23 protein-coding genes are annotated in these 23,672 nt (G+C 38.9%); 19 read left to right on the top strand and 4 right to left on the bottom strand.

Annotation, left to right across the window (positions count from 1 at the left end):
- Nucleotides 1-3 precede the first annotated feature (3 nt).
- The 11 genes from JSQ81_RS02040 to JSQ81_RS01990 all read left to right on the top strand — a co-directional run bounded on the left by JSQ81_RS02040 (nt 4) and on the right by JSQ81_RS01990 (nt 9,947).
- Nucleotides 4-576, top strand: a complete 573-nt coding sequence (locus JSQ81_RS02040) for a YpmS family protein (RefSeq protein ID WP_212606081.1) — start codon at nt 4-6, stop codon at nt 574-576.
- Between the two features lie 14 nt (nt 577-590).
- Nucleotides 591-1,118: a peptide-methionine (S)-S-oxide reductase MsrA gene (gene msrA / locus JSQ81_RS02035; RefSeq protein WP_212606080.1), complete on the top strand. Its 528-nt coding sequence runs from the start codon at nt 591-593 to the stop codon at nt 1,116-1,118.
- A complete protein-coding gene (gene msrB, locus JSQ81_RS02030) occupies nt 1,118-1,543 on the top strand; it encodes a peptide-methionine (R)-S-oxide reductase MsrB (protein ID WP_212606079.1) in 426 nt (141 codons plus the stop codon). The genes msrA and msrB overlap by 1 nt, the downstream gene beginning before the upstream one ends.
- An 18-nt stretch (nt 1,544-1,561) precedes the next feature.
- A complete protein-coding gene (locus JSQ81_RS02025) occupies nt 1,562-1,792 on the top strand; it encodes a YozE family protein (protein ID WP_212606078.1) in 231 nt (76 codons plus the stop codon).
- Between the two features lie 100 nt (nt 1,793-1,892).
- The gene (deoD, locus tag JSQ81_RS02020) at nt 1,893-2,597 is read left to right on the top strand and encodes a purine-nucleoside phosphorylase (protein WP_212606077.1); all 705 of its coding nucleotides are present in this window, start codon (nt 1,893-1,895) and stop codon (nt 2,595-2,597) included.
- 78 nt (nt 2,598-2,675) lie between these two features.
- Nucleotides 2,676-4,199 carry a lmo1851 family serine protease gene (locus tag JSQ81_RS02015; protein WP_212606076.1) on the top strand — a complete coding sequence of 508 codons (1,524 nt, stop codon included), beginning with the start codon at nt 2,676-2,678 and terminating at the stop codon, nt 4,197-4,199.
- A gap of 76 nt (nt 4,200-4,275) precedes the next feature.
- Nucleotides 4,276-5,172, top strand: a complete 897-nt coding sequence (locus tag JSQ81_RS02010; protein WP_212606075.1) for a CobW family GTP-binding protein — start codon at nt 4,276-4,278, stop codon at nt 5,170-5,172.
- Nucleotides 5,173-5,357: 185 nt separating this feature from the next.
- On the top strand, nt 5,358-6,248 hold the full coding sequence (locus tag JSQ81_RS20160) for a CAP domain-containing protein (RefSeq protein WP_371812495.1): 891 nt from the start codon (nt 5,358-5,360) through the stop codon (nt 6,246-6,248).
- 173 nt (nt 6,249-6,421) lie between these two features.
- A complete protein-coding gene (locus JSQ81_RS02000; RefSeq protein ID WP_249336609.1) occupies nt 6,422-7,852 on the top strand; it encodes a spore germination protein in 1,431 nt (476 codons plus the stop codon).
- Nucleotides 7,849-8,868, top strand: a complete 1,020-nt coding sequence (locus JSQ81_RS01995; protein ID WP_212606073.1) for a GerAB/ArcD/ProY family transporter — start codon at nt 7,849-7,851, stop codon at nt 8,866-8,868. The genes JSQ81_RS02000 and JSQ81_RS01995 overlap by 4 nt, the downstream gene beginning before the upstream one ends.
- Nucleotides 8,865-9,947 carry a Ger(x)C family spore germination protein gene (locus JSQ81_RS01990; RefSeq protein ID WP_212606072.1) on the top strand — a complete coding sequence of 361 codons (1,083 nt, stop codon included), beginning with the start codon at nt 8,865-8,867 and terminating at the stop codon, nt 9,945-9,947. The genes JSQ81_RS01995 and JSQ81_RS01990 overlap by 4 nt, the downstream gene beginning before the upstream one ends.
- Before the next feature lie 42 nt (nt 9,948-9,989).
- Here JSQ81_RS01990 and JSQ81_RS01985 read toward each other — a convergent pair whose 3' ends face one another.
- On the bottom strand, nt 9,990-11,336 hold the full coding sequence (locus JSQ81_RS01985) for an MATE family efflux transporter (protein ID WP_212606071.1): 1,347 nt from the start codon (nt 11,334-11,336) through the stop codon (nt 9,990-9,992).
- 115 nt (nt 11,337-11,451) lie between these two features.
- On the opposite strand from JSQ81_RS01985, the gene JSQ81_RS01980 reads away from it, so the two are divergent.
- From JSQ81_RS01980 to JSQ81_RS01955, 6 genes are all read left to right on the top strand, one after another.
- The gene (locus JSQ81_RS01980) at nt 11,452-12,528 is read left to right on the top strand and encodes an undecaprenyldiphospho-muramoylpentapeptide beta-N-acetylglucosaminyltransferase (RefSeq protein WP_212606070.1); all 1,077 of its coding nucleotides are present in this window, start codon (nt 11,452-11,454) and stop codon (nt 12,526-12,528) included.
- A gap of 194 nt (nt 12,529-12,722) precedes the next feature.
- Nucleotides 12,723-15,539: a 2-oxoglutarate dehydrogenase E1 component gene (locus JSQ81_RS01975; RefSeq protein WP_212606069.1), complete on the top strand. Its 2,817-nt coding sequence runs from the start codon at nt 12,723-12,725 to the stop codon at nt 15,537-15,539.
- 28 nt (nt 15,540-15,567) lie between these two features.
- Complete coding sequence (odhB, locus tag JSQ81_RS01970; protein WP_212606068.1) at nt 15,568-16,779, top strand: 2-oxoglutarate dehydrogenase complex dihydrolipoyllysine-residue succinyltransferase; 1,212 nt, start codon at nt 15,568-15,570, stop codon at nt 16,777-16,779.
- Between the two features lie 76 nt (nt 16,780-16,855).
- Nucleotides 16,856-17,053, top strand: coding sequence for a DUF6501 family protein (locus tag JSQ81_RS01965; RefSeq protein WP_212606067.1), 198 nt, complete (start codon nt 16,856-16,858; stop codon nt 17,051-17,053).
- 55 nt (nt 17,054-17,108) lie between these two features.
- Entirely contained in the window at nt 17,109-17,972 is an 864-nt protein-coding gene (locus tag JSQ81_RS01960; protein ID WP_212606066.1) for an AAA family ATPase, read from the top strand.
- A gap of 10 nt (nt 17,973-17,982) precedes the next feature.
- A complete protein-coding gene (locus JSQ81_RS01955; protein ID WP_212606065.1) occupies nt 17,983-19,884 on the top strand; it encodes a hypothetical protein in 1,902 nt (633 codons plus the stop codon).
- A 15-nt stretch (nt 19,885-19,899) separates the two neighbouring features.
- On the opposite strand, the gene JSQ81_RS01950 is transcribed toward JSQ81_RS01955, so the two are convergent.
- Entirely contained in the window at nt 19,900-21,096 is a 1,197-nt protein-coding gene (locus JSQ81_RS01950; protein WP_212606064.1) for a toxic anion resistance protein, read from the bottom strand.
- Nucleotides 21,083-21,748, bottom strand: a complete 666-nt coding sequence (locus JSQ81_RS01945; protein ID WP_212606063.1) for a 5-bromo-4-chloroindolyl phosphate hydrolysis family protein — start codon at nt 21,746-21,748, stop codon at nt 21,083-21,085. Before JSQ81_RS01945 ends, JSQ81_RS01950 begins: the two co-directional genes overlap by 14 nt.
- A 218-nt stretch (nt 21,749-21,966) precedes the next feature.
- Here JSQ81_RS01945 and JSQ81_RS01940 point away from each other — a divergent pair, with 218 nt between their 5' ends.
- Nucleotides 21,967-22,266, top strand: a complete 300-nt coding sequence (locus tag JSQ81_RS01940) for a DUF1033 family protein (protein WP_212606062.1) — start codon at nt 21,967-21,969, stop codon at nt 22,264-22,266.
- Between the two features lie 205 nt (nt 22,267-22,471).
- The gene (locus tag JSQ81_RS01935) at nt 22,472-22,675 is read left to right on the top strand and encodes a cold-shock protein (protein WP_075527843.1); all 204 of its coding nucleotides are present in this window, start codon (nt 22,472-22,474) and stop codon (nt 22,673-22,675) included.
- A 244-nt stretch (nt 22,676-22,919) separates the two neighbouring features.
- Here JSQ81_RS01935 and JSQ81_RS01930 read toward each other — a convergent pair whose 3' ends face one another.
- Entirely contained in the window at nt 22,920-23,609 is a 690-nt protein-coding gene (locus JSQ81_RS01930; protein ID WP_212606061.1) for a hypothetical protein, read from the bottom strand.
- Nucleotides 23,610-23,672 lie beyond the last annotated feature (63 nt).

Raw genomic sequence — 23,672 nt, 5'->3', positions numbered from 1 at the left:
ATAATGAATCTTTGGAAAATCGCATTTTTTGGACTAGCCGGTATTATCATTGCGACAGTTGTGTATTTATTTATTCTACTTGGGACTCACGAAGACTCCGCGCCCATTCCAGAGGCGGATGATACATTTCAAGCAGCAAACTACTTAACGGTTAGGGCTACGAAAAAAGATTTTGAAGGCATTGCTAATACGTATATACAAAAAGCGATAAATAAGGAGCCACTTCCGGTAACGATGAAGGTTGAGGATGATATCATTCTGCTATCGGAACTTACTGTTTTCTCCTACAAGCTTCCTGTTAAAATGTATTTTGATCCAGTTGTTCGTGAGGATGGTAATCTAACGTTGAAACAGTCGAAACTTGAAATTGGGACGTATAATATACAACCAGCAACGGTATTGAAGATTCTGAAAGACTCAGTCGACTTGCCGCCATGGATGATTGTACGTCCAAAAGAAGAAGAATTATTTATAGATTTAAGAGCATTGCCTATTTCAGGCGACTTACAAGTGCGGGCGAAAGAATTTAATCTTGACAAAGATGAAATTATTCTTGAAATAACGATTCCTAAATGAAGGGAGGTAATTGCATGTCCGAAGCTTTTGCAACATTCGCGGGTGGTTGTTTTTGGTGCATGGTCAAACCTTTTGACCGGTACGAAGGGGTCGAATCCGTAATTTCTGGCTATACAGGTGGCGATGTAGAAAACCCGTCGTATGAACTCGTTTGTACAAATACAACCGGCCACCGTGAAGCAGTACAAATAAAGTTTAATAAGGATCTCATCTCCTATGAAGAATTATTATCGATCTTTTGGCGCCAAATCGATCCAACCGATTCGGGCGGACAATTTTTTGACCGCGGCGAATCCTATGAAACCGTGATATTTACACACTCTGAAGAACAAAGACTTCTCGCCGAGGAATCAAAAAAGGAACTTGAAGCATCAGGGAAGTTCGACAAGCATATTGCCACAAAGATTTTACCTGCAAAAACTTTTTATCCTGCCGAGGAAGGCCATCAAAATTATTACTTGAAAAATCCGGCGCATTATAAAAGATATTCAATTGGATCAGGTAGAGAACAATTTAAGAGTGATCATTGGAGGGAAGATTAATGAGTGAGGATTTAAAGAAGAGATTGACCGATATTCAATATCATGTAACTCAAGAAAACGGAACGGAACAGCCTTTCCGCAATGAATACGATAATCATTATGAAGAAGGAATTTACGTTGACATTGTTTCCGGAAAACCCTTGTTCAGCTCCAAAGACAAATATGATGCTGGTTGTGGATGGCCAAGCTTTACAAAACCCATTGAGGAACAAGAGGTAAGCGAGCACTTTGATGATAGTCATGGCATGCGACGAACTGAAGTAAGAAGTAAAACGGCCGACTCTCATTTGGGGCATGTTTTTCCTGATGGTCCAGGACCAGACGGGCTTCGTTACTGCATCAACTCAGCAGCAATGCGATTTGTTCCGCTAACTGACTTGGAAAAGGAAGGCTACGGAGAGTATAGTAAATTATTTCAATCGTAACTATAAGGAGTTTAAGACATGAATCGAACATTTTATCAGTTTGCATTATCGTATCGCGGCGGCGGGAAAAATGATGAGAAAGCCGTTTTCGCAGAAGGCATGTTTAATGACCTGAGCTTTCCTAAAGAAGAAACTAAATACGACCCACTATCTCGGTATATCGAAGAAAAAGCCGATGAAGAAATGCGTCCAATCGTCTTTGATGAAATATATAATGTTTATATAGACCGGGTTAATCCATCTGTTTAAGTGCAAACTATGAAGGAAGAATGACTATATACTTCTTTGCATCTAGCGACCAATAATTGTATGATTAAACAAGAGAATTTGAAAGTGAGGGAAAAAATTAATGAGTATACATATTAATGCTGAAAAAGGCGCAATTGCTGAAACCGTTTTATTACCAGGTGATCCACTTCGTGCCAAATATATCGCGGATACGTTTTTAGAAGATGTTACACAATATAACGATGTTCGAAATATGTTTGGTTATACGGGAACCTATAAAGGGGAACGAATTTCCGTTCAAGGAACTGGTATGGGCGTGCCTTCTATCTCAATTTACGTTACAGAACTCATGCAAGAATACAACGTTCAAAATTTAATACGTGTCGGGACATGCGGAGCCATCCAAAAAGATGTGAAACTCCGAGATGTCATCATTGCTCAAGGCGCGACATCAAACTCAAATATGAATGACATTATTTTCGACAAAATTAAGTTCGCTCCGATTGCTAATTTTGACCTTTTAACGAAAGCTTATAATGCGGGTGTTGAAAAAGGTTTAAATTTACGTGTCGGGAATGTATTCACGGAAGATCTATTTTATAATGAGTTTTCAAATCATGAACAACTAGCCCAATACGGGGTTCTTGCAGTAGAAATGGAAGCATCGGCGCTTTATACACTAGCCGCTAAATTCGGCCGAAAAGCGCTTACGATTCTTACGGTAAGTGATCATATTTTAACGGGTGAAGTTACATCTGCTGAAGAACGTCAACTAACATTCAATGATATGATTGTTGTCGCGTTGGATGCTGCTATACAAAAGTAAGTTGATAAAGACCGCTCATTTGAATGCGGTCTTTTTAACTTATTTGCATTTCACTTTTTGGGAAAGTGGGGGAATAGGATGGACGAAAAAGAGAAAGAGTATAAAAATCATAACGATGATGAAAATGATTCCGAGTTTGCACCTGTTCCTGACAAGCCGGGAACTCGTTCGATTCAATTAAAACCATTTTCCTTCGTAATGCTTATTTTTAGCCTGATTCTGATTACCGCCGGAATCACGTTTTTCATTTTGACCGTTGGCGATGATAAGGTTGTCGAAGTTGTCAAGCCGCCGCAACAAGGTACAGATAGACAAGAATTCAACAAATTGTATGAAGCCTACGACAACTTGAAAAATGATTACTTTCAGGATATAGATGAGTCTGAGGTAATTGATGGCGCGATTAATGGGATGGTCGACGCACTAGGTGATCCCTACTCAGATTATTTGAATGAAGATGAAGCTCGTCAATTGAATGAAAGCATTTCTTCAAGTTTTGAAGGAATCGGGGCAGAAATCCAGGAACAGGACGGATATATAGCTGTTGTTTCCCCAATTAAAAATTCTCCTGCAGAACGAGCTGGTTTGTTACCTAAAGATATGATTACTGCAGTTGATGGTAAAAGCATTCAAGGTATGTCTTCATCAGAAGCAGTGCTACTTATACGAGGTGAAAAGGGAACTCCAGTTACACTCACAGTAAACCGAGCAGGAACGGATGAACCAATTGAAGTTAAAATTATTCGTGACGTCATTCCGATTGAAACGGTTTATTATGAAATGGATTCCGATAAAATAGGGTATGTAAGAATTACAAGCTTTTCAATGGGCACGTATAAAGAGTTGCTGACAGCCCTTGATAGTATGGAGAAAGACGGAATGGCAGGTTTGGTGGTCGATGTTCGTCAAAATCCAGGTGGAATACTTAATGGCGCATTAGAAATTTCGGATTTATTTGTAGAAAAGGGTAAAAACTTACTGCAATCAAAAGAAAAAGGTAAAAATGCTGAAGTTTATCAAGCAACTAACGGTCGAAAAGTTAAGGTGCCTGTTTCAGTTTTAATTGATGATGGCAGTGCATCGGCTTCTGAAATTCTTGCGGCCGCATTAAGCGAGTCTTCAGGAATTCCGCTAGTTGGCGTTACAACATTTGGTAAGGGAACTGTTCAATCCCCGAAAGATTTAGATGATGGATCAAATCTTAAAATCACAACGGCGAAATGGCTCACGCCGGATGGTAATTGGATTCATGAAAAAGGCATAAAGCCGGACTTTGAAGTTTCTTATCCTTCATATGCGATGTTGCCGTATTTAAATCCAAGTGATGAAATGAAAGAAGGCTTGCTATCTTCAACGGTTAAAACTGCCGAAGAAATGCTGAAAGCGGTTGGTTATAATCCTGGTGAGGTAGACGGGTTATTCGATAAAGAGACCGAAGAGGCTGTAATCGAATTACAAAAAGATCTCGATATTGAACCTTCGGGAATTCTTGCCGGCGATTCTACTGTTGGCCTGATGGAAAAGTTACGGACTAAAATCGAAGAAGATGATCCGCAGTTATTGAAAGCGAAAGAATTATTACTAGACAAACTAGCCAAATAAAGGTTAGCGAACAGAAAAAGCGTCCTTCCTAATCAGGGATGGGCGCTTTCGTAATTATTAAACTGAGGTGAAAGTTATGATTGATGTTTATTTATTTAGCGGGTTTCTTGGAAGTGGAAAAACGTCTCTATTATTAAATGTTATTCAAGAATTAAAAGCAGCAGGAAAAACGCCTGCAGTCTTTATGAATGAATTTGGAAATTTAAAAGTGGATTCGAACGCCATTGAAGGCGATGTTCCGTTGAAAGAATTACTGGATGGTTGTATATGCTGTTCGGGCGCGGAGAAGACAGAGGCACAGCTTCAGGGGCTATTAGAAGAAAATGACCATATCGATGTCATTCTTATTGAAACAACGGGAGCCGCTCATCCTGTGGAAGCGCTTGACGCGGTTTATTCCCCGTTATTTGCAGATCGACTACAAGTTAAAGGGATTGTAACAGTCGTCGACAGCAAACTTTGGCTTAACCGGGACACATTATCACCAAGAATACGTGCTCTTTATATGGAGCAGATCAAACACGCACACATGTTATTGGCGAATAAAACAGACTTATTAACTGCTGATGAACTTGCAACGGTCTCACTGGAGTTGTCTAACTTTAATAGTTCCGCGCCCATTATTCAAACCGTAAATGCAAAACTAGGCTTTTCATATATAGAAGGAGTTCTTCAACCAAAGAAAAACAGAACTTCAGAAGCTGTGATTTCCGGGGCAGGACTTCCGCTTTCTTCAAAACTAATTACTTTTTCTGAAAGCGTGAAAATGGATGAGTTTGAAAACTGGGTGAAATCTTTACCGGATACAGTTTATCGCATGAAAGGGTTCGTCCCTGTAGTAGGAACGAAAAATCCTTATTTATTTCAATATGCATATGGAATGGTGAATTGGATGCCGGAATATGTGAAAATGGATCCTAGACTAGTAATAATTGGTGAAGGAATTGAAGAGATAGACTATAAAATTCAGTAAAATACTGAGGTAGTCAACCCGAAAATAGTAGTAATAAAATCATAGTTCTCCAAAAGTATCCAATTGCCGCAAATACTTTTCCCATTGCGAGCGTATTTATGCTTTGTCTGGTTTTACTGGTAATAAATTCCGAAATTCTCAATCTCATAGACGTTATGATAGATTGCGAAGGGAGGAGTTAAGAGATGAAAAAATCGATAGCGATCATCTTACTCGGTTCGGCGCTCTTACTGCCGAACAACAACAGTGTAGAAGCTTCATATTCAAATAATAATGTACAGGTGCAAAAAGTACAGTATGTTAATTGTGTAGATTGGGAGGGCAAAACGTTTGATTTCAGTAATATGAAACTGAAAAAGAACGATTTTCAAGCTCTTCAAGAAGATTTGATGAAAAGTTTCGCAAAATATTTGGAGGTAGCAAAGACTACTAATTCCAAGCCAGCTCCAGAGGCTAAGCCAGTACCGGAAGCTAAACCAGCTCCAGAAGCTAAACCAGCACCAGAAGCTAAGCCGGCTCCAGAGGCTAAACCAGCACCAGAGGCTAAGCCAACACCAGAAGCTAAGCCAGCACCGGAGGCTAAGCCAGCTCCAGAAGCTAAACCAGCTCCAGAGGCTAAGCCAGCACCTGCACCAACTACACCAGCACCAACACCAGAAAAACCTGCTAAACCAGTTGAGGCTGCACCAAACGCTTCAGTTTCAGCAATTGAAAAACAAGTAATTGATTTAACGAATGCTGAAAGACAAAAAGCAGGCCTTAAACCATTACAATCAGATAGTAAATTAATGGATTCAGCTCGTGCAAAATCAAAAGATATGTCATCAAATAATTATTTCTCACATACAAGCCCAACATACGGTTCTCCGTTTGATCAAATGAAACAGTTCGGAGTATCATATAGCGCAGCGGGAGAAAATATTGCAGCGGGTCAACGTTCACCTGAAGAAGTCGTGAAAGCTTGGATGGATTCTCCAGGACATAGAGAAAACATTTTAAAGCCTGGCTTTACTCATATCGGAATCGGATATGAGTCAAACGGTAACTACTGGACACAACAATTTATTACAAAATAAAATATAAACTTTGAAAATGCGATTCTCTGAGCCGAGCATAATAGGCTTAAGAGAATCGCTTTTTATTTTTAAAATATAACCAAGATTACATAATACTATTATGCTAACGCCTTCCGATATTTTACGTTTAGATGAAGCTTTCAGTGCGCATACTCTTAGCATGGGGTGAGATCATGACAGAGACACTTTCGGCAAGTAGTTTAATTTTATACATAAAAGAACGTTTTCATAATACGGTTGATCTTTTTGTTGAGGAAATGGAGTGGGAAAAGGGAGCGGCAATTGTTGTTTACTTTAAAGTAATGACTGAAGGCGGTCAGGTAAATGAGCAGCTCGACATCATTCGTAAGCGTGAATTGGCTGGACTTCCAAACTGGGGCGATACACCGGTTTCGACGATTCATCCTTTCACTATTTCTACTCTCATAGAAAAGGTGTGCGCAGGTTCTGCTGTTGTAATTTTTTTGAATACAAACATGATGTTAACTGTAAACGTTCCCAGTTTTGCAGTAAGAGCTCCCGAAGAACCTGATAATGAACATGTCATTCGCGGTTCTCATGAAGGATTTGTTGAAGGATTCGATAAGAATATGTCGCTAATTCGTAAACGTTTAAAAATTCCGGACCTTGTTGTACAAACACTCACAATCGGCGAGTTATCGAAATCCACAGTTAACTATTTTTACATCGAATCATTAGCTGACGCAGATGTTGTGACGGATGTTAAAACGACATTAGAAGGTATTAACACACAAGTGATAAACAGTGCTGGGCAACTAGAAGACTATTTGGAAGGAAACGTTTGGTCTCCTTTTCCGCAGTTATTGAATACAGAAAGACCAGACCGTGTTGCAGCAAATCTTCTTGAAGGGAAAATAGGGATGTTTGTAGATAATACACCGACATGCCTTATCGCGCCTATTACCTTTTTTACGTTTTATCAATCACCAGATGATTTTAACGGACGGGTTCTTGTTGGATCATTTTACCGTATTGTAAGACTGTTAAGTTTTATAACTGCGATGTTCCTGCCGGCTTTTTATATTGCGGTAATCGGTTTTCATTCTGAAATATTGCCTATGGAATTCAGTTTGAAGGTGAAAGTTGCGATCGAAGAAATTCCATATCGACCGATCTTTGAAGCGCTTTTGTTGGAATTATTTATTGAACTAATCAGGGAAGCATCGATACGATTGCCGACTCCAATTGGACAGACGATTGGGATTGTCGGCGGACTTGTCATCGGGGACGCCATAGTAAGTGCAGGACTTGTTTCTAATTTGATGGTTATTGTTGTAGCAATGACAGCCATTTCAAGTTTTGTCGTGCCATCTGTTGAGATGAACACAACAATTCGTATATTACGATTTCCCTTTATGATTGCCGCATCACTGTTCGGTTTTTTTGGGATTGTTCTTGGTTCACTTGTACTTTTTATTCACTTGATGAATTTAGAGTCTTTGAAACAACCTTATTTTTCGCCAATTGTGCCGTTCGATCCTCCTCGTTTCAAGAAGATTTTTGTCCGATTACCATTTATTAAACCTGCTCCGCAGGAAAAATCTTTTACACATGGGGAAAAGAGGGAAGGTGAAAAATCGTGAATGTCAATTTTTCGCGAACTCAGTTTTTCCTTTTCCTTTTCATCGCGCAAACTGGCGCTGTTTTTATTACATTTCAAGCGCCTCTCATTGAAACTGCTGGGAGAGACGCTTCGCTCCTATTTATCGGCGCTGGAATATTACATTATGCAATCCTCCTTTTTTATGAACGCTATTATCAACGGTTTAAACTAGGAAAAATCACTTCATGGCTTTATATCAGTTATTGGCTTTATATTACTGTGTCTTTCCTATCTTATATCGATTATTCACTTGCTGTTTGGGCGTTTCCCAAAACGCCTCAATTCGTCGTCATCGGCGTCATGGTTCTGGTCTCTTTATATGCAAACTTGAGTAAACCGGAAACATCCGTGAATATTAGTGTGGTTTTAATCCCGATGATTCCGGTATTTATGTTCTTTCTGCTAATGGCTTGGCCTGAGTTTGAATGGACTTATCTTGTCCCTTTAGGTGAAGCAACGACACCGGAATTGTTTAAAGGAATGTTGCAAACACAATTTACGTTTATTGGAATCGAATTGTTCTTGATTTTCCGTCCGTTTGTCGACAAAAATTTGAAAGTAAAAGGTTGGCCCTTATTCGTTTATCAACTTATTTGGTTTAGTTTTTTCTTTTTTACATTAGCTGTTTGTATGCTTTATTTCACGCTCGAAGATTTTAACCTTATTCCCGAACCGTTAATGTATATTTTAAAATCTCAAGAAGTCACATTTGTACAAAGATTAGACCTGTTCTTCATCTATATTTGGATGACGTGGAGCATCATTACCGTAATCCTTTTTTCATTTACTGCTTTATTTGTACACAAAACACATTACAAAGCAAAGCGAAAAAGAACGGTTATCATTTTTCATCTATTGCTCTTTCTTCTTCCGTTTCTATCACTATCAAAAGAGGTGACGGAAAAAATACAGGCTTCTACAATCTATGTACATCTAATCTTTGCTATCTTCTTGCCAGTCATCATCATATTAGTGAATAGGAGAAAGACTGCATGAGAAAAATAATAGTCGTCGTTTTGGTAAGTCTTCTGCTATCGGGTTGTTGGGATGAAGTATTATATCAAGACTTGACGATGGTACCGCTTGCCGGGATTGAAGGGGAAACCGGAAAAATCACAGTGCATTTCTCATTTCCGTCAGCTGAACAAGAAAAAATCATATACTCAACGACAGAAGGTCATGGTGTATCGTTAAGGGAAGCACGAAATAACGCTTTCATGCATACCGATGAAATGCTCGATATTGCCCAGCTTGAAGTTTTTCTTATTTCTGCTGAAACTGCAAAAGAAGATCTATATAACTATATCGATGTTTTTTACAGGACACCGAGGCATCAATTGAGTGGACGAATGGCAGTCGTTGAAGGAGAGATGAAAGAACTATTTGACAAGGCAGAAACGTTGCCGATTAATGCACCGGATTATTACAAAGGAATTATTGAAACGGCCATAAAATTTTCATATATACCTGATTTCGACTTACAAAGTATTGGAAATACTATGTTTGATAAATCGATTGACTTTGCACTTCCGTCCATTCGGATATCAGAACACACTAAGCTTCCAGAAGTGTCAGGAGTTGCATTGTTCAGCGATAGACAATTTTCAGGTCATTACCTTGATGCAAAAGAGTCACTAATTATGACATTGATGATGAAAAAAGGAAAAAAGAAGAAATACGCTCAGTTTACTTATTTATGGGAAGAGAATGGCGTGGAATATCCAATTACTGTAGAACACGTCAAAAAGAAAAAGAAATGGAAAATAACAAACGATAAAATTGAAGCGACTTATAAAATAAAATTCGGTGTTGAGGAATTTCCACATGATAATTTGGATAATACAGCTTTGGTCAATAAACTTAATAAATTTCTAAGCGAACAGCTAACAACTGATTTTAATAAGGTAATAAAAAAATTGCAAGAAGCAAAGAGCGACTCCATAGGATTCGGACAAAACGTGCGCGCATTTCATCGAGAACTTTGGGAAAAAGGGAAATGGCAAGACACATTTTCAGAAATGGATATTAACGTTAAAGTAGAAGCCGAAATCACTCGATCTGGAATATTAAATTAATGTAAAATCCCGTTCCAGTAAGCCGGAACGGGATTTTTATTGTTAAGCAAATTTCTTGTTTTGAATAAAACGCAATCTGATCGCGAGTGTTATTGCCCCTACAGTTAAGCCAGTAATGAGACCAATCCAATATCCATATGGTCCAAGCTCCGTATAAGTTGCCATCACATAGCCGACTGGTAAACCTATAACCCAATATGAAACGATTGCCATTATGAATGTAACGTTCACATCTTTGTATCCTCTGAGCGCTCCTTGGACCGGTGCTTGAATCGCATCGGAAAGTTGGAAAATCGCAGCGTATATAAAGAAATGCACCGACAATTTTACGATATTAATATCGTTTGTGTAAATTGAAGCAATCTGCTCCCTGAATAACAGTAATATTGTAATTGATATAAAACTAAATAAAATAGCAAGTCCGACACTGAGATAACTGTAGTGTTTCGCGTCCCGCATCCGTCCGGCGCCAACTTCTTGTCCGACTAAAATAGTCGTTCCGATTGAAATGCTCAACGGAATCATATACAAAAGCGAAGTGAAATTAAGCGCAATTTGGTGTGCTGAAATGACGGCTGTAGAATAATTCGCCATTAACAATGTAACTGCGGAGAAAATACTGATTTCAACGAAAATGGAAATCCCGATTGGCACGCCGATAAATAGAATTTCCTTCCATTTGGCAAAAGAGATTTTTCCCCATTGAACGAATAGCTTATAGTCAACGAACGGTCCCCATCCCCATGCAATCGCACACGCAATGAAGAACACAAGCCAATAAGTTATGGCAGAAGCATAACCGGCTCCCGCACCACCCAGTTCAGGAAAACCCCAATGCCCGTAGATCAATAAATAGTTTAATAAAACATTAATCGGGGCGGATAACAGAATAACCGACATTGACACACGAGTTGCTCCCAATGCATCAAAGAAAGAACGCATGACTGTGTAAGCGAATAAAGGAAGTAACCCGAAGCTCATTCCTTTTAAATAATCAGATGCTACTGTACGGACTTGTTCTTCAAGCGGCATCGCCTCTAAAATTGGTGCAACTGCGAATAGTATAACTAAAAAAACAATTGCAGAAAGCGCTACTGACACGTATAGTCCTTGTTGGACGGTTGGTCGTACGTCTTCTTTTTGACGGGCTCCGACAAGCTGGGCAATAATCGGCGTTAGCGCCATCAAAATACCAGCTAGCCCCGTATAAACCGGCACCCAAAAGGAAGAACCAATTGTTACGCCCGCAAGATGGTATGTATCATATCGTCCAGTCATAAGTATATCGAAGAACGTAATCATATACATGGCGACCTGTGTAATTAGAATCGGCATGATAATTTTCGCCATCTTCCATGGCTTATTTCTTAAAGTTAAAGCATTGTTCATAAATCTCCACCCTTTACTTGACGATTAGTTAGTAGTGTACCATGAATTCTTTGCTATAATAAGGGTTGTTCAATCATATAGAATACATATTTATAATAGAAGAGGTGAAGGCCATATGAAACGGCCGATTATTTTACTAACGGGCGGTGGCACCGCTGGGCATGTTTCTGTGAATGAAGCGTTGATTCCCGTGTTTCATGAGCGCGGGTATGAAATTCATTATATCGGTTCCCACGACGGAATCGAAAAAGAACTCATTGGAGACAATCAGCCCGACGTTACTTATCATGCAATTCAAAGCGGAAAGTTAAGACGTTATTTTTCAATGAAAAACTTCACGGATCCTTTCCGAGTAGGAGCTGGATTCTTTCAAGCACTTTCGATTATTCGCAAGCTTAGACCTGAAATTATTTTTTCTAAGGGCGGATTTGTTTCCGTACCCGTCGTTTTAGCGGCAAGAGTAGCTAAAGTGCCTGTAGTTATACATGAATCCGATGTCACGCCGGGGCTGGCCAATAAAATGTCATTGCCATTTTCAAATCATATTTTCACGGTATTTGAACAAACACTGGAATATGTTCCAACAGGAAAAGCAACTTGTACTGGAGCAATTATACGACCTGAACTATTCCAGGGCGTAAAAGAAGAGGGTTTACGAATCGCGGGAGTGGACGGGGAAAAACCTGTAATCATCGTAATGGGCGGTAGTCAAGGTTCGGCGGTATTAAACGAAGCCATTCGAAAAGACCTGAAATCGATTACGACTACTTTTGATATTATCCATCTATGCGGTAAAGGAAATCTTGATAAATCTTTCGAGAAATTCCCGGGGTATAAACAATTTGAATATGTAACTGACGATTTGCCGCATTTGTTGGCGGCGTCAGATTTTGCAGTATCGCGAGCGGGTTCCAATGCGATATTCGAAATGCTCGCACTGCGAATTCCAATGCTCTTAATACCGCTTTCTGCTGCCCAAAGCAGGGGAGACCAACTGTTGAACGCTGCATTTTTCAAATCGATTGGAACTGCTCGTGTCTTGGAGGAGGAAGAAATTTCACTACGTCCATTTTCGGAAGAGCTAATTGATTTTAATAAAGAGAAAGACTATTTAATTGGTAATATGCTAAAAACTGAAATGCCAAAAACCCCAGAAGAGATGGTTGCTTTAATTATGGCGCAAAGAAGTTAGTAGAAAATTGGATTTATGACGCCTAAAACACTATTTCTACCTAGATATCAACTATAAAATTAATTTTACGAAAGAAAAGACTATTTGTTGTGCGAAACCCTTTAAGTTCTAGTCTTTGCATGGTAAAATTAACGAGGATAAAAAAATAATCAAAAAACACAATATGCCATTGGCAAATGTGGAGGTCATTGTTCATGTCGAAAAATTCAGATGCCCATCGATCCCCTTACGATGCTTTTACGGGACCGAACCTTGGGTATGTAATGGAAATGTATGATTTGTTCAAGTCGTCCCCGGAATTGGTCGAACCTGAACTTGCAGAAATGTTTAGCCGTTTTGGTTCGCCAGTCCAAAGAGACGGGGAACACGTTACAGCGGCTGATGCTGTACCAGCAAGTAATATTGGTAAAGTGATTGCAGCTTTCAAATTGCAGGACGCAATCCGTACATACGGACATCTTGCAGCCGATATCTATCCGCTAAAGGATCGTCCAACTGATTCAACTCGTATTGAGCTTTCGTATTATAATTTAACTGAAAGCGATTTAGAAGAAATGCCTGCATCCCTATTTTTAAATAATGTGCCGAGCACTGTTGAAAATGGACTTGATGCAATCAACTACTTAAAATCTCTATACACTGGAAAAATTGCTTTTGAATTTGATCATGTAATCGATGAACAAGAACGTGAATGGATACAATCAAATATTGAAAGCGGTAACGTATCTGCAAATCTATCAAATGAAGAGAAAAAAGAATTACTTGAAAGACTTACAAAAATTGAAGGATTCGAAAAGTATATTCACCGTACGTTTGTCGGAGCTAAGCGCTTTTCAATCGAAGGCCTGGATACACTTGTCGTTCTTTTCGATGAACTTGTTCGCCGTTCTGAAGAAAACAAAACTGACAAAATGCTTATCGGAATGGCACACCGGGGCCGTTTAAACGTTCTTACACATGTATTAAATAATCCGTATGAAATGTTTTTCGCATTATTTGCGGGCGTTTCAGATGAACCATTCATACCGAAAGATGGCACTTTGGAAACTTCACGTGGATGGTACGGAGATGTCGTTTATCACTTAGGTGCAACGTATACTGGAAAATCCGGAATGAAGCGCTTTTTGGCATATAACCCATCGCATTTAGAAGTAGTCAATTCAGTTGTCACTGGGCAAACAAGAGCTGCTCAAGAACAAAAAAATAATATCGGTTTACCAGAACAAGACACGAACTCTGCATATGCAGTACTTGTGCACGGAGATGCAGCATTCCCAGGTCAAGGTGTCGTTCCTGAGACATTTAACTACAGCCGGGTACGTGGATTCCGAACGGGCGGATCAGTGCATGTTATTGCAAATAACATGATTGGATTTACGACTGAGCATTATGATTCCAGGTCCACACATTACTCATCAGATCCAGCAAAAGGATTTGAAGTTCCAGTTATACATGTTAATGCCGACTGCCCTGAATCTGTAATAGCCGTCGCATCATTCGCATTTGAATATAGACAAAAGTTCGGAAAAGATATCGTTATTGATTTACTTGGATATCGTCGCTATGGACATAACGAGATGGATGAACCGCTTGTAACAAACCCAGTTATGTATCATTCCGTTCATCAACATAAGACTGTTCGGGAGATATACGGCACAACACTTGCTTCTGAAAACATCGTTACCAAAGAAGAAGTTGATAAACTAGACGCCGATGTATTTAAAATCATGCAGAAAGCGCACGATGTTGTCAGGGATCATCAGGCTTCAAAAGATAAAAAACAAGGTCCACTGGAAATTCCAGAAGAAGTACTTGCTGGGTATCCTAGAGATTTGGAAACTGGCGTTGAAGAAGGTAGACTTCGAACGTTAAATGAAGAACTTTTAGCATTCCCACAGGATTTTGATGTTTTTGGCAGACTCGTCCGTATATTAAAAAGACGTGAAGAACCATTTAAAGGGAAAAACAAAATTGATTGGGCGCATGCCGAAACCCTTGCTTTTGGTTCAATATTACAAGATGGCAACCCAATTAGACTATCGGGCCAAGACGTTCAACGCGGTACGTTTGCTCAGCGTCACTTGGTATTACACGATGAAAAAACTGGTAAGGAATTAGTTCCTTTACATCATATTTCGGGTTCTAATGCATCATTCACAGTAAATAATAGTCCACTTACGGAAGCTGCAATTGTTGGATATGAATTTGGTTATAACTTGGAAAACCAGAAGGCTCTTGCAATTTGGGAAGCGCAATATGGCGACTTTGCAAATATGGCCCAAGTCATGTTCGACCAATTCGTCTCTGCAAGCAGATCGAAATGGGGTCAAAAATCGGGTCTGGTATTACTGTTACCACATGCACATGAAGGACAGGGACCTGAGCATACAAGTGCACGACTTGAAAGATTCTTACAATTATCTGCTGAAAATAACTGGACGGTTGCAAACTTATCAAGTTCCGCAAACTACTTCCATATTTTACGCAGGCAAGCGAAAATGCTTGGAGAAGCATCTATGCGTCCTCTAGTTATTGTTTCGCCAAAGTCATTACTTCGCCATCCTTTAGTCGGAGCGGATGTAACTGACTTAACTGAAGGAAGTTTCCAAACTGTTCTTGAACAACCCGGAACAGGAACAAAGAAAACAAAAGTTGAACGTATTTTATTTGCTAGCGGTAAAATGGCGATTGACTTGGCTGAACAAGTAAAAGACGGGGAAGGTTTCGATCACTTGCATATTGTTCGCGTCGAACAATTATATCCATTCCCATCTGAGAAAATCAGTGAAATCGTTGCTCGTTATCCAAAAGTAAAAGAACTTGTCTGGGTTCAAGAAGAACCGAAAAATATGGGGTCATGGTCCTATGCATCTCCATATGTGGGGGAAATCGCGGGCAATAAGAAAGTTTCATATGTTGGTCGAATTCACCGTTCTAGTCCATCCGAAGGTGACGGAGCGTCCCATTCTATTGAACAAAAACGTATTATTGCTGAAGCATTAAAAGCTTAAAGCGGAATGACTTAAGGAGGAAATTAAAGTGGCAGAAATTATTGTACCAGAACTTGCAGAATCGATTACAGAGGGAACGATATCACGATGGATTAAACAACCTGGTGAAAATGTAGAGCGCGGAGAATTTATCGTTGAGTTAGAAACTGATAAAGTAAACGTTGAAATCATTTCAGAAGAAGCAGGAATAGTCCAAGAACATCTTGCAGCTGAAGGTGACACTGTTGAAGTAGGTCAAGTCATTGCAATCGTCGGAGAAGGTTCGGGAGCTCCTGCTGCACCTGCTCCTAAAGCAGAAGCAACACCTGCAGGAAAAGTAGAAGAAGCACCTGCAGTTGAAGAAGCATCTGGAGTAGAAGACCGTACACTTGCAAGCCCAGCGGCACGCAAGCTAGCAAGAGAAAAGGGAATCGACCTTGCTGCAATTAGTCCAGTAGATCCAATGGGACGCATCAAAGTACAAGATGTCGAAGCACACGGGTCTGCGCCAAAAGCACAACCAGCTGCAGCACCTGCTGCAAAAGTTGAAGCGGCGGATGATGGTCGCATTACACGCGAGAAAATGACTCGTCGTCGTCAAACGATTGCAAAACGCCTATTAGAAGTTAGACAATCAACTGCAATGCTTACTACTTTCAATGAAATTGACATGACTAAAGTTATGGAACTTCGTTCACGTAAAAAAGACGAGTTTTTCGATCAATATGATCAGCGTCTTGGTTTCATGTCATTCTTCACAAAAGCGGTAGTAGCTGCACTTAAAAAATATCCTTACGTCAACTCGGAAATTGACGGTGACGAAATCCTTCTGAAAAACTTCTACGATATCGGTATTGCTGTTTCCACTGAAGGTGGACTCGTTGTACCGAACGTAGTTGATGCAGATCGTAAAAACTTTGCTGAAATTGAAGGGTCTATTCGTGAGCTAGCATTGAAAGCGCGTGATAATAAGCTTACAATTGCGGATATGACTGGCGGATCGTTTACGATTACGAACGGTGGCGTATTCGGTTCATTAATGTCAACGCCAATTTTAAATGGTACGCAAGTGGGTATACTCGGTATGCACTCAATCGTTCGACGTCCTGTAGCCATTGGTGATAATATCGAAATTCGTCCAATGATGTACGTTGCACTTTCTTATGACCACCGCGTTATTGATGGTAAAGATTCTGTTGGATTTTTGAAAATGGTTAAAGAGCTTATTGAAAATCCGGAAGATTTACTGCTAGGTTCTTAATAATTAAATCGACCTGCCTATTACGGCGGGTCGGTTTTTCATTATTCAATTGTTTTTCGAAAAGGATGTGTATAGTGTGAATTTCAAAACTTGGAAAACAGCACCTGCAACTCGTACTGTCGTATGCAAGAATGCAGATGCTGAAAAATATGTAGTGAATAATGTTCTAACACCTGGTAAAGAGTATGAAGTGAAAAATGAAACAGAAGAATTCATTTTCATCGTGGATAATACAGGGAAAGTTGGAGGCTATTACAAAGCTTATTTTGAGTGATAAGTAATCCGATTCCCATACAGGTGAATCGGTTTTTTTATGGGAGGCTATTTGGATGAATCAACTTATTGAAAACGAACGAACAAAACGATTACAACATAATTATTCAGATGAAACAGCTTTGTTAATACAAGAAGGTGGTTATATTTCGCCTGATAATCACTTGTGGGAAGACATACTTGTCAGTGTAGTCTTAAACAAACCAGTGTTGCTTAAAGGTCCATCAGGGTCCGGAAAAACTAGATTAGCTCAATCAATATCAAGTTACTTTGGTCAACCGATGCATAGTATCAATTGTTCTGTAGACTTAGATTCTGAATCACTTCTTGGTTTTAAGACGATTATTCAAAAAGACGGACAAACATTTATAGATTTCGTAGAAGGTCCAGTTGTACAAGCAATGAAAAAAGGACATATTTTATATATTGATGAAATTAATATGGCCAGACCCGAAACATTGCCTATTTTACATAGTGTATTAGACCATCGTCGAATGCTAACAAATCCTTTTACCGGGGAAGTCATCTATGCGCATGAGGATTTCACAATAATTTCTGCTATTAACGAAGGATACGTTGGAACATCGCCTATGAATGAAGCTTTGAAAAATCGATTTGTTTCATTCACGGTTCCGTATTTGTCAGGTGAAGCTCTAAAGGATTTGATTGAAGCTGAATATCCTAATGCATCTCAAAGTTTAGTTGATACGATATTAAACATTGGAAATGATTTAAGGAAACAAGTCATGAATGGGTTATTATCTGATGAAGCCGCATCAATCCGAAGCTTATTGGATGCGATTAGCTTATCCGAACATATCCCGGTTAAACGAGCTATTCGTTATGCTATCGCGGAAAAACTAGATGACCAAGTTGAACGGAAACTAGTCATGGAACTTGTCGACACTTGGGTAAAATGAGGCGATCCAAATGGTGAAAATGAATCGATTTATTCAATTTAATGATGAAACGGTCGATACCCAAACTCTTTTACTATATGAAAGATTGGGTCGGGCTCTTTCCGATGCGCAGTATCTTGAATTAACGGAACGAAAACTTCTTGAATTTCGCCCGAAGGAAAGTATTGTATCAATGAGCGTTTTTTGGCGTCATAGACCTGAAGAGGTCATGCATTTTGGTCGCCTGTCTGACGTCTATTTATTAACTGCGGGTTTTTGGAAGCATTTTAATGTTCAAACTTGGATCCAATTTACAAGAAAAATTGAATTAGACACATTTCAGAACTTTGCAAAGGAACTACTTCTTTTATTAGAGGAATTTCGACTAATGGACAAAGTAATTCAAGAAAGACCCGGAACAACTACAGCATTTAATACGAGACGCAACGCTTATGTCACTTTTCATAAAAATAGTGTGCATCCTAATATGCAAAAGGGCTTTTTAGCTGATGGATTGTTAAACGAATTATTTATATTGCTGCATGAAGGAATGTTTGCACAGTCGGAAGTTGACTGGGGACCCATTCCAATTGATTTAATAAAATCGATACTTGAAAATGCTTATGACGCAATAAATACACAAGACAATGTATTTATTGTTGAGAGAATTGCAGGTATTGTAGAGCAGTCGTTACACCAAGACCTTTTTCATCAATATTATTCTATCGGAGATTCGATTAGCGAACAGACACCTGATTTTCATTACCATAAAGGTTTGGGCGAGATTGATGAAGGTGAAGAAGGCAAGAAAGAGACTATTGAAGAGGTATTTCGTTCCTGGCATGAAGAAAATGAACGCGAGGCAGGGATACACCTTGAATACGAGCTTGAACATGGTCGTTCTGGTAAATCAGATGGAAGTGGTGCAACGCCGGGGAACGAAGATGCCCAAGTGGAAGAAATAGGATTCGGGCAATCTGAAGGTGATGTCAGTACAAGCTCAGATGGGGAAGAGAGCGACGAAATTGAAGTTCGGGAATCCAAAAGAAATACAGGGAAGATGTTTGGAAAAGAACATTTAAATGTTGTTTATGAAGAACAGCGAATCGAACCTGTAAATGAGACGGAGAATCGTCGAAAGTTAATCAGTTGGCGTGAACTGCAAAGACCATTTGTCCGTTCTTTTATCGAAGAAATGAAAAAAAGAATCGATTTAAAAGAAGACTCCAAACGCGAACGATTGATGAAGGGTAGATTATCCTCGAAATTAACGACGCTTGTGGTCGATGAACGTCCAAAACCATTTTATCGTAAAAATGCTCCTTCTGTTAATTTGGATGCTGTTTTCGGGTTGCTTGTCGATGGTTCGGCATCGATGATCGACAAACTCGATGAAACAAAACAGGCAGTCTTATTATTCCACGATGTGCTGAATGAATTAAAAGTGATTCATGAAATATCATTGTATTATGAAGAAGCCGATAAGGCATCAGCAGAAATCCAACCGAATGTATTTGGTCTAATGCATACGTTTATGGATCGAAATCGGGATAACGGGATGTCTATCTTATCCTTTGATACAAACGAAGATAATCGAGACGGTTTTGCAATCAGGTGGATGAGCGACAGGCTTTCCGCAAGGCAGGAGAAGCATAAGTTTTTATTAGTATTTTCCGATGGGGAACCATCCGCTTATGGGTACGACAGAAATGGTATTCTTGACACTGCAGAAGCAGTAATGGAAGCAGAAAAAAGAGGAATTTCCGTAATTCATTTATTTTTATCTTCTGAAGAACCTTTAGAAGAACAAAAAGAATTGTTTACGATGATTTTTGGCAATAAAACTGCATCTTCAAGTAATGTTGAAGATTTTACGGATCAAACATTGCGGATATTAAGAAAACTTTTTACAATTGTAATCCGAAATACGTAAAACAGAAAACCGCTCTTATTGAGAGCGGTTTTCTGTTTTTTCGTGAACAGCAATAAGTCGCTGTTTCAATTCCTCTTCCATGCGGCCAATTTCAATTTCCGCAGCTTTGCGTTTTGCACGGCCGTCTGCTTGGATAAGCAATGTTTCTTCAATTGTTTGAATTAAATTTTCTTGTGTTTTCTTTAATGTATCGATTTCAATGATGCCGCGCTCATTTTCCTTTGCGGTTTCAATGGAATTCAATTTCAGCATTTCTGAGTTTTTAAGCAATAAATCATTCGTCGTTTTCGTTACTAGCTTTTGAGATTCAACAGCTTTTCTTTGACGATTTAACGTTAGCGCGATCGCAATTTGGTTTTTCCAAAGTGGAATTGAAGTCATGATAGATGATTGGATCTTTTCCGCTAGCGTTTGATTCGTTTGTTGAATCATTCGGATTTGCGGGGCACTTTGAATAGTGATTTGACGGGATAACTGTAAATCATATAAGCGTTTTTCCAACCTATCCAAAAATTGTACCATGTCATTGACTTCTTGAAACGCCATTTGATCATTTGATAACTCGGCTTCACGGCGCATATTCGGAATGATTTCATACGTTAGTTCATCGCGTTTGATTTCCGCAGCGGCAATATATACATTAAGTGCTTGGAAATATGTTTTATTCTGTTCATATAAATTATCAAGCATTTTTACATCTTCGATTAAACCGCGCTTGGAGTGTTCAAGTTGAACGCCGATACGATCAATTTGCGTGCTCAACTTTTGATATTTAGTCATCATTTCCTGAATTGACTTGGAGACCCTCCCGAATAATCTACTGATTGCAGATTGTTTCTTTTCGCTTAAATCATCCGGATCTATTTCGCCGAGCCTATCCATCAACTCTTTTAACACATCGCCAACAGGTCCGATGTCCTGGCTCTGAACATGATCTAGCATCTGATGGGAGAAGCGGGAAAGTTCGCTTTGTGCATTTGCACCGTAAGTAATAATAGCCTCATAATTTCCAACAGGAATCTGCTCAGCTAATTGAACTGCCTTTTCACGTTCTCCAGGTGTTAAACGATCCAATAACTTCACTGCAGTGCCGGTCTGTTGATTTTCTGTTTGCATTTCTTTCTGAAGCAGGGGTTCGTTCATGTCAAATGGATTATCGAGTAAGTCATCCATTGATTTAACATCATTCGTCATGCTATTATTTTCTGTCATTTGTCGTGTCGTCTCCTTTCATTTCTAAAAGCGGTTTTTTCTTATTCATGGTTACATCGACGAAGTCGAGTTCCATTTGAAGTCTTTCCATATCTGATGCGAGCAGATTCCGTAAGTCTTGCTCAAGTTGTTGATTCACATCAGCTAATGTATTTCTCGTGTTTTGAAGCGCTATCTGAAGTTCTTTATCCTTTAAGGGTTGGTTAACAAGGATTGCATATTTGGATGTTAATTCAACCGCCGAATCAAGATGTGCATAAAAGAAGTTTTCAGCATGATAAAATTTTTCGGGATTTGTTCGAACGATGCTTAGTATCCTTCTGGAAATCGTATTTATTTCATGGAGCTGTTTGAAAGCTTGTACGGATCTTACTTTACCGTAATAGCTATTTAACCGTTTTAATTTTTGTTTTGCATCATTCATTTGGCCATTGATATAATTGAATTCAGAGCGGTTTAAACCAACCCTTTTAATTGTAGATGTTATTTGTATTTGTTTTATCGCAAATGTACTTCCTAGATAAAGTGCAATTCCCAGGCCTGTAGCTGCGAAGATGCTTAAACTGGTACCCAGTATTAAATATAACCATGTACCAATGCTAATTGGTGTTGAAATAGTGTGTCGGATGAAGAAGTTTTTTATTTCTCTCACGTTCAGGCCCCCTTTACTCATATACTTTTAATACGAATTAAAACAGATAAAGTTTCATTCTCATTCTTAATTATACCTTATATTTGTCTTGGTCACATTCCTTTTGATTGTTTATAAGCAATAAAATGGACTTTGATACTCAATTTGCTAAAATTAAAGACGTTCTTGAATGGGCCTATTAAATTGAGATATTATCTCCAAAATTGGGGGAACAGACTATGTATGAAGTAATCTATATGAAAGCAGATTTTGAACCTTGGTGGATGTTCGAAGGTTGGGAAGAAGAGGTTCTTTCGAGGCAAACATTTTTTGATGAATGTCATGCCATGAATTTCCTAGAAGAAACATTGTCGAATCTTCGTGTGAAATATAAAAATGAATCTGTGAAAAAGAATTGTTTTTTTGCTTTTTGGTCAGAGAACGAAAAACTAAGTTGCGAGGCATGCAGTGATGATTTACAAATTTATCATGGAATTATTTTATTGTTTGAGGGAAGACCATATAGTAAGTGGAAATAGTAATTAGAATAATTCGTTTTTTCTAATTGACATATTTATTAACAATGTTATAATAGATACAATAATAAAAGCAGGGAACACCCGACTAACGTATTCACATATTACAAAAAGTGATCGGCGTTTACGGTACTTTTTGTAATATGTGAATTTTTCTATTTAGGAAAGTTCCGTATTATAAGTATTTATTATTTGGAGGGTATTAAACATGAAACAAGGTACAGTAAAATGGTTTAACGCAGAGAAAGGTTTCGGCTTCATCGAAGTTGAAAACGAAGACGACGTATTTGTACACTTCTCAGCAATCGAAGGAGAAGGGTTCAAATCACTTGACGAAGGTCAACAAGTTGAATTTGAAGTTGTTGAAGGTGACCGTGGCCCACAAGCTGCGAACGTTGTAAAATTAGTTTAATCTGAGTATTGGAAGAGGCATCCTCCCACAAGAGGATGCCTCTTTTTCATTGCTTAGGAAACCATAAAATTATTCTCGTTGCGTCGCGGTTTGCTCTCGTTGCTCCAACGTTTATTCTCGTATCGGACTGATGCGACGTTTTTGTTCCCGTATCGCAGCTATTTGCTCCTGTAACGAGCTACGTTATTCCGGTATCGCACCTGTTTATTCTCGCAACGAGCGGGTCGTCACTGCTGGTACTTAATTACTTATCAACTGATTCCAAAGTCGATGTCACAATAAAATCTTCCTCATCTTCAGTTATCATGACTGCCTCTCTTTTGATTTCTCCATAACCTTCTGCAAAGTATTTTCGATTTGTAAAATCGTTTTCTTTCATTTCAATGACTAATACCTGTTCAAAGTTTTGGTAGGGCGTGTCAACTGTTGCGTCAGTCTCGACAATTGTCCATTCGTTAAATGTAGTTCCTACTTCAAAAGGTTTTTGTAAATATATTTCTTTTGCAGTTAAATTACTAATTGCTTCTTGCGATGGTAATGGCTCATCATAATCAATGACATCCTCGGACAGTGTTTCGATTTTATCATTTTCGACTTGGTATATTTTTCGCATTGTAGCTCCGCCGTTATCTTCATCTATCACCACGTATTTGCCGTCAAGATGGGTGACTCTAATATTTAGTTCGGCAAATTCATTTCCATCGCCTTCATAGTGTGCAGTCGAACCATCGGGCAAAAAGTAATTTATCATTGATACCTCTACATTTTCTTTTTCTTCCTCTTCATCAGCAGTTTGATCCTCTACTTTCTCTTCTTCATCAGCGTCTTGATTGGTATTATTATCAACTGGAGGATCAACGGCATTTTTTTGCGTGCAGCCAACAACTAAGAACAGTGCAGAAAAAAGCATTACCAATAGCTTGATTTTCCTCATCTCGATCACTCCTTTTTTACAGATAGTATACCACCGATAATGGACTTTAAATCATAAAAAAAC

The sequence above is a fragment of the Sporosarcina sp. Marseille-Q4063 genome, assembly GCF_018309085.1.
In the GTDB taxonomy this organism is placed as follows: Bacteria; Bacillota; Bacilli; order Bacillales_A; family Planococcaceae; genus Sporosarcina.
The sequence above is the reverse complement of the archived record's forward strand: the minus strand, read 5'-3'. Positions and strand labels throughout refer to the sequence as shown.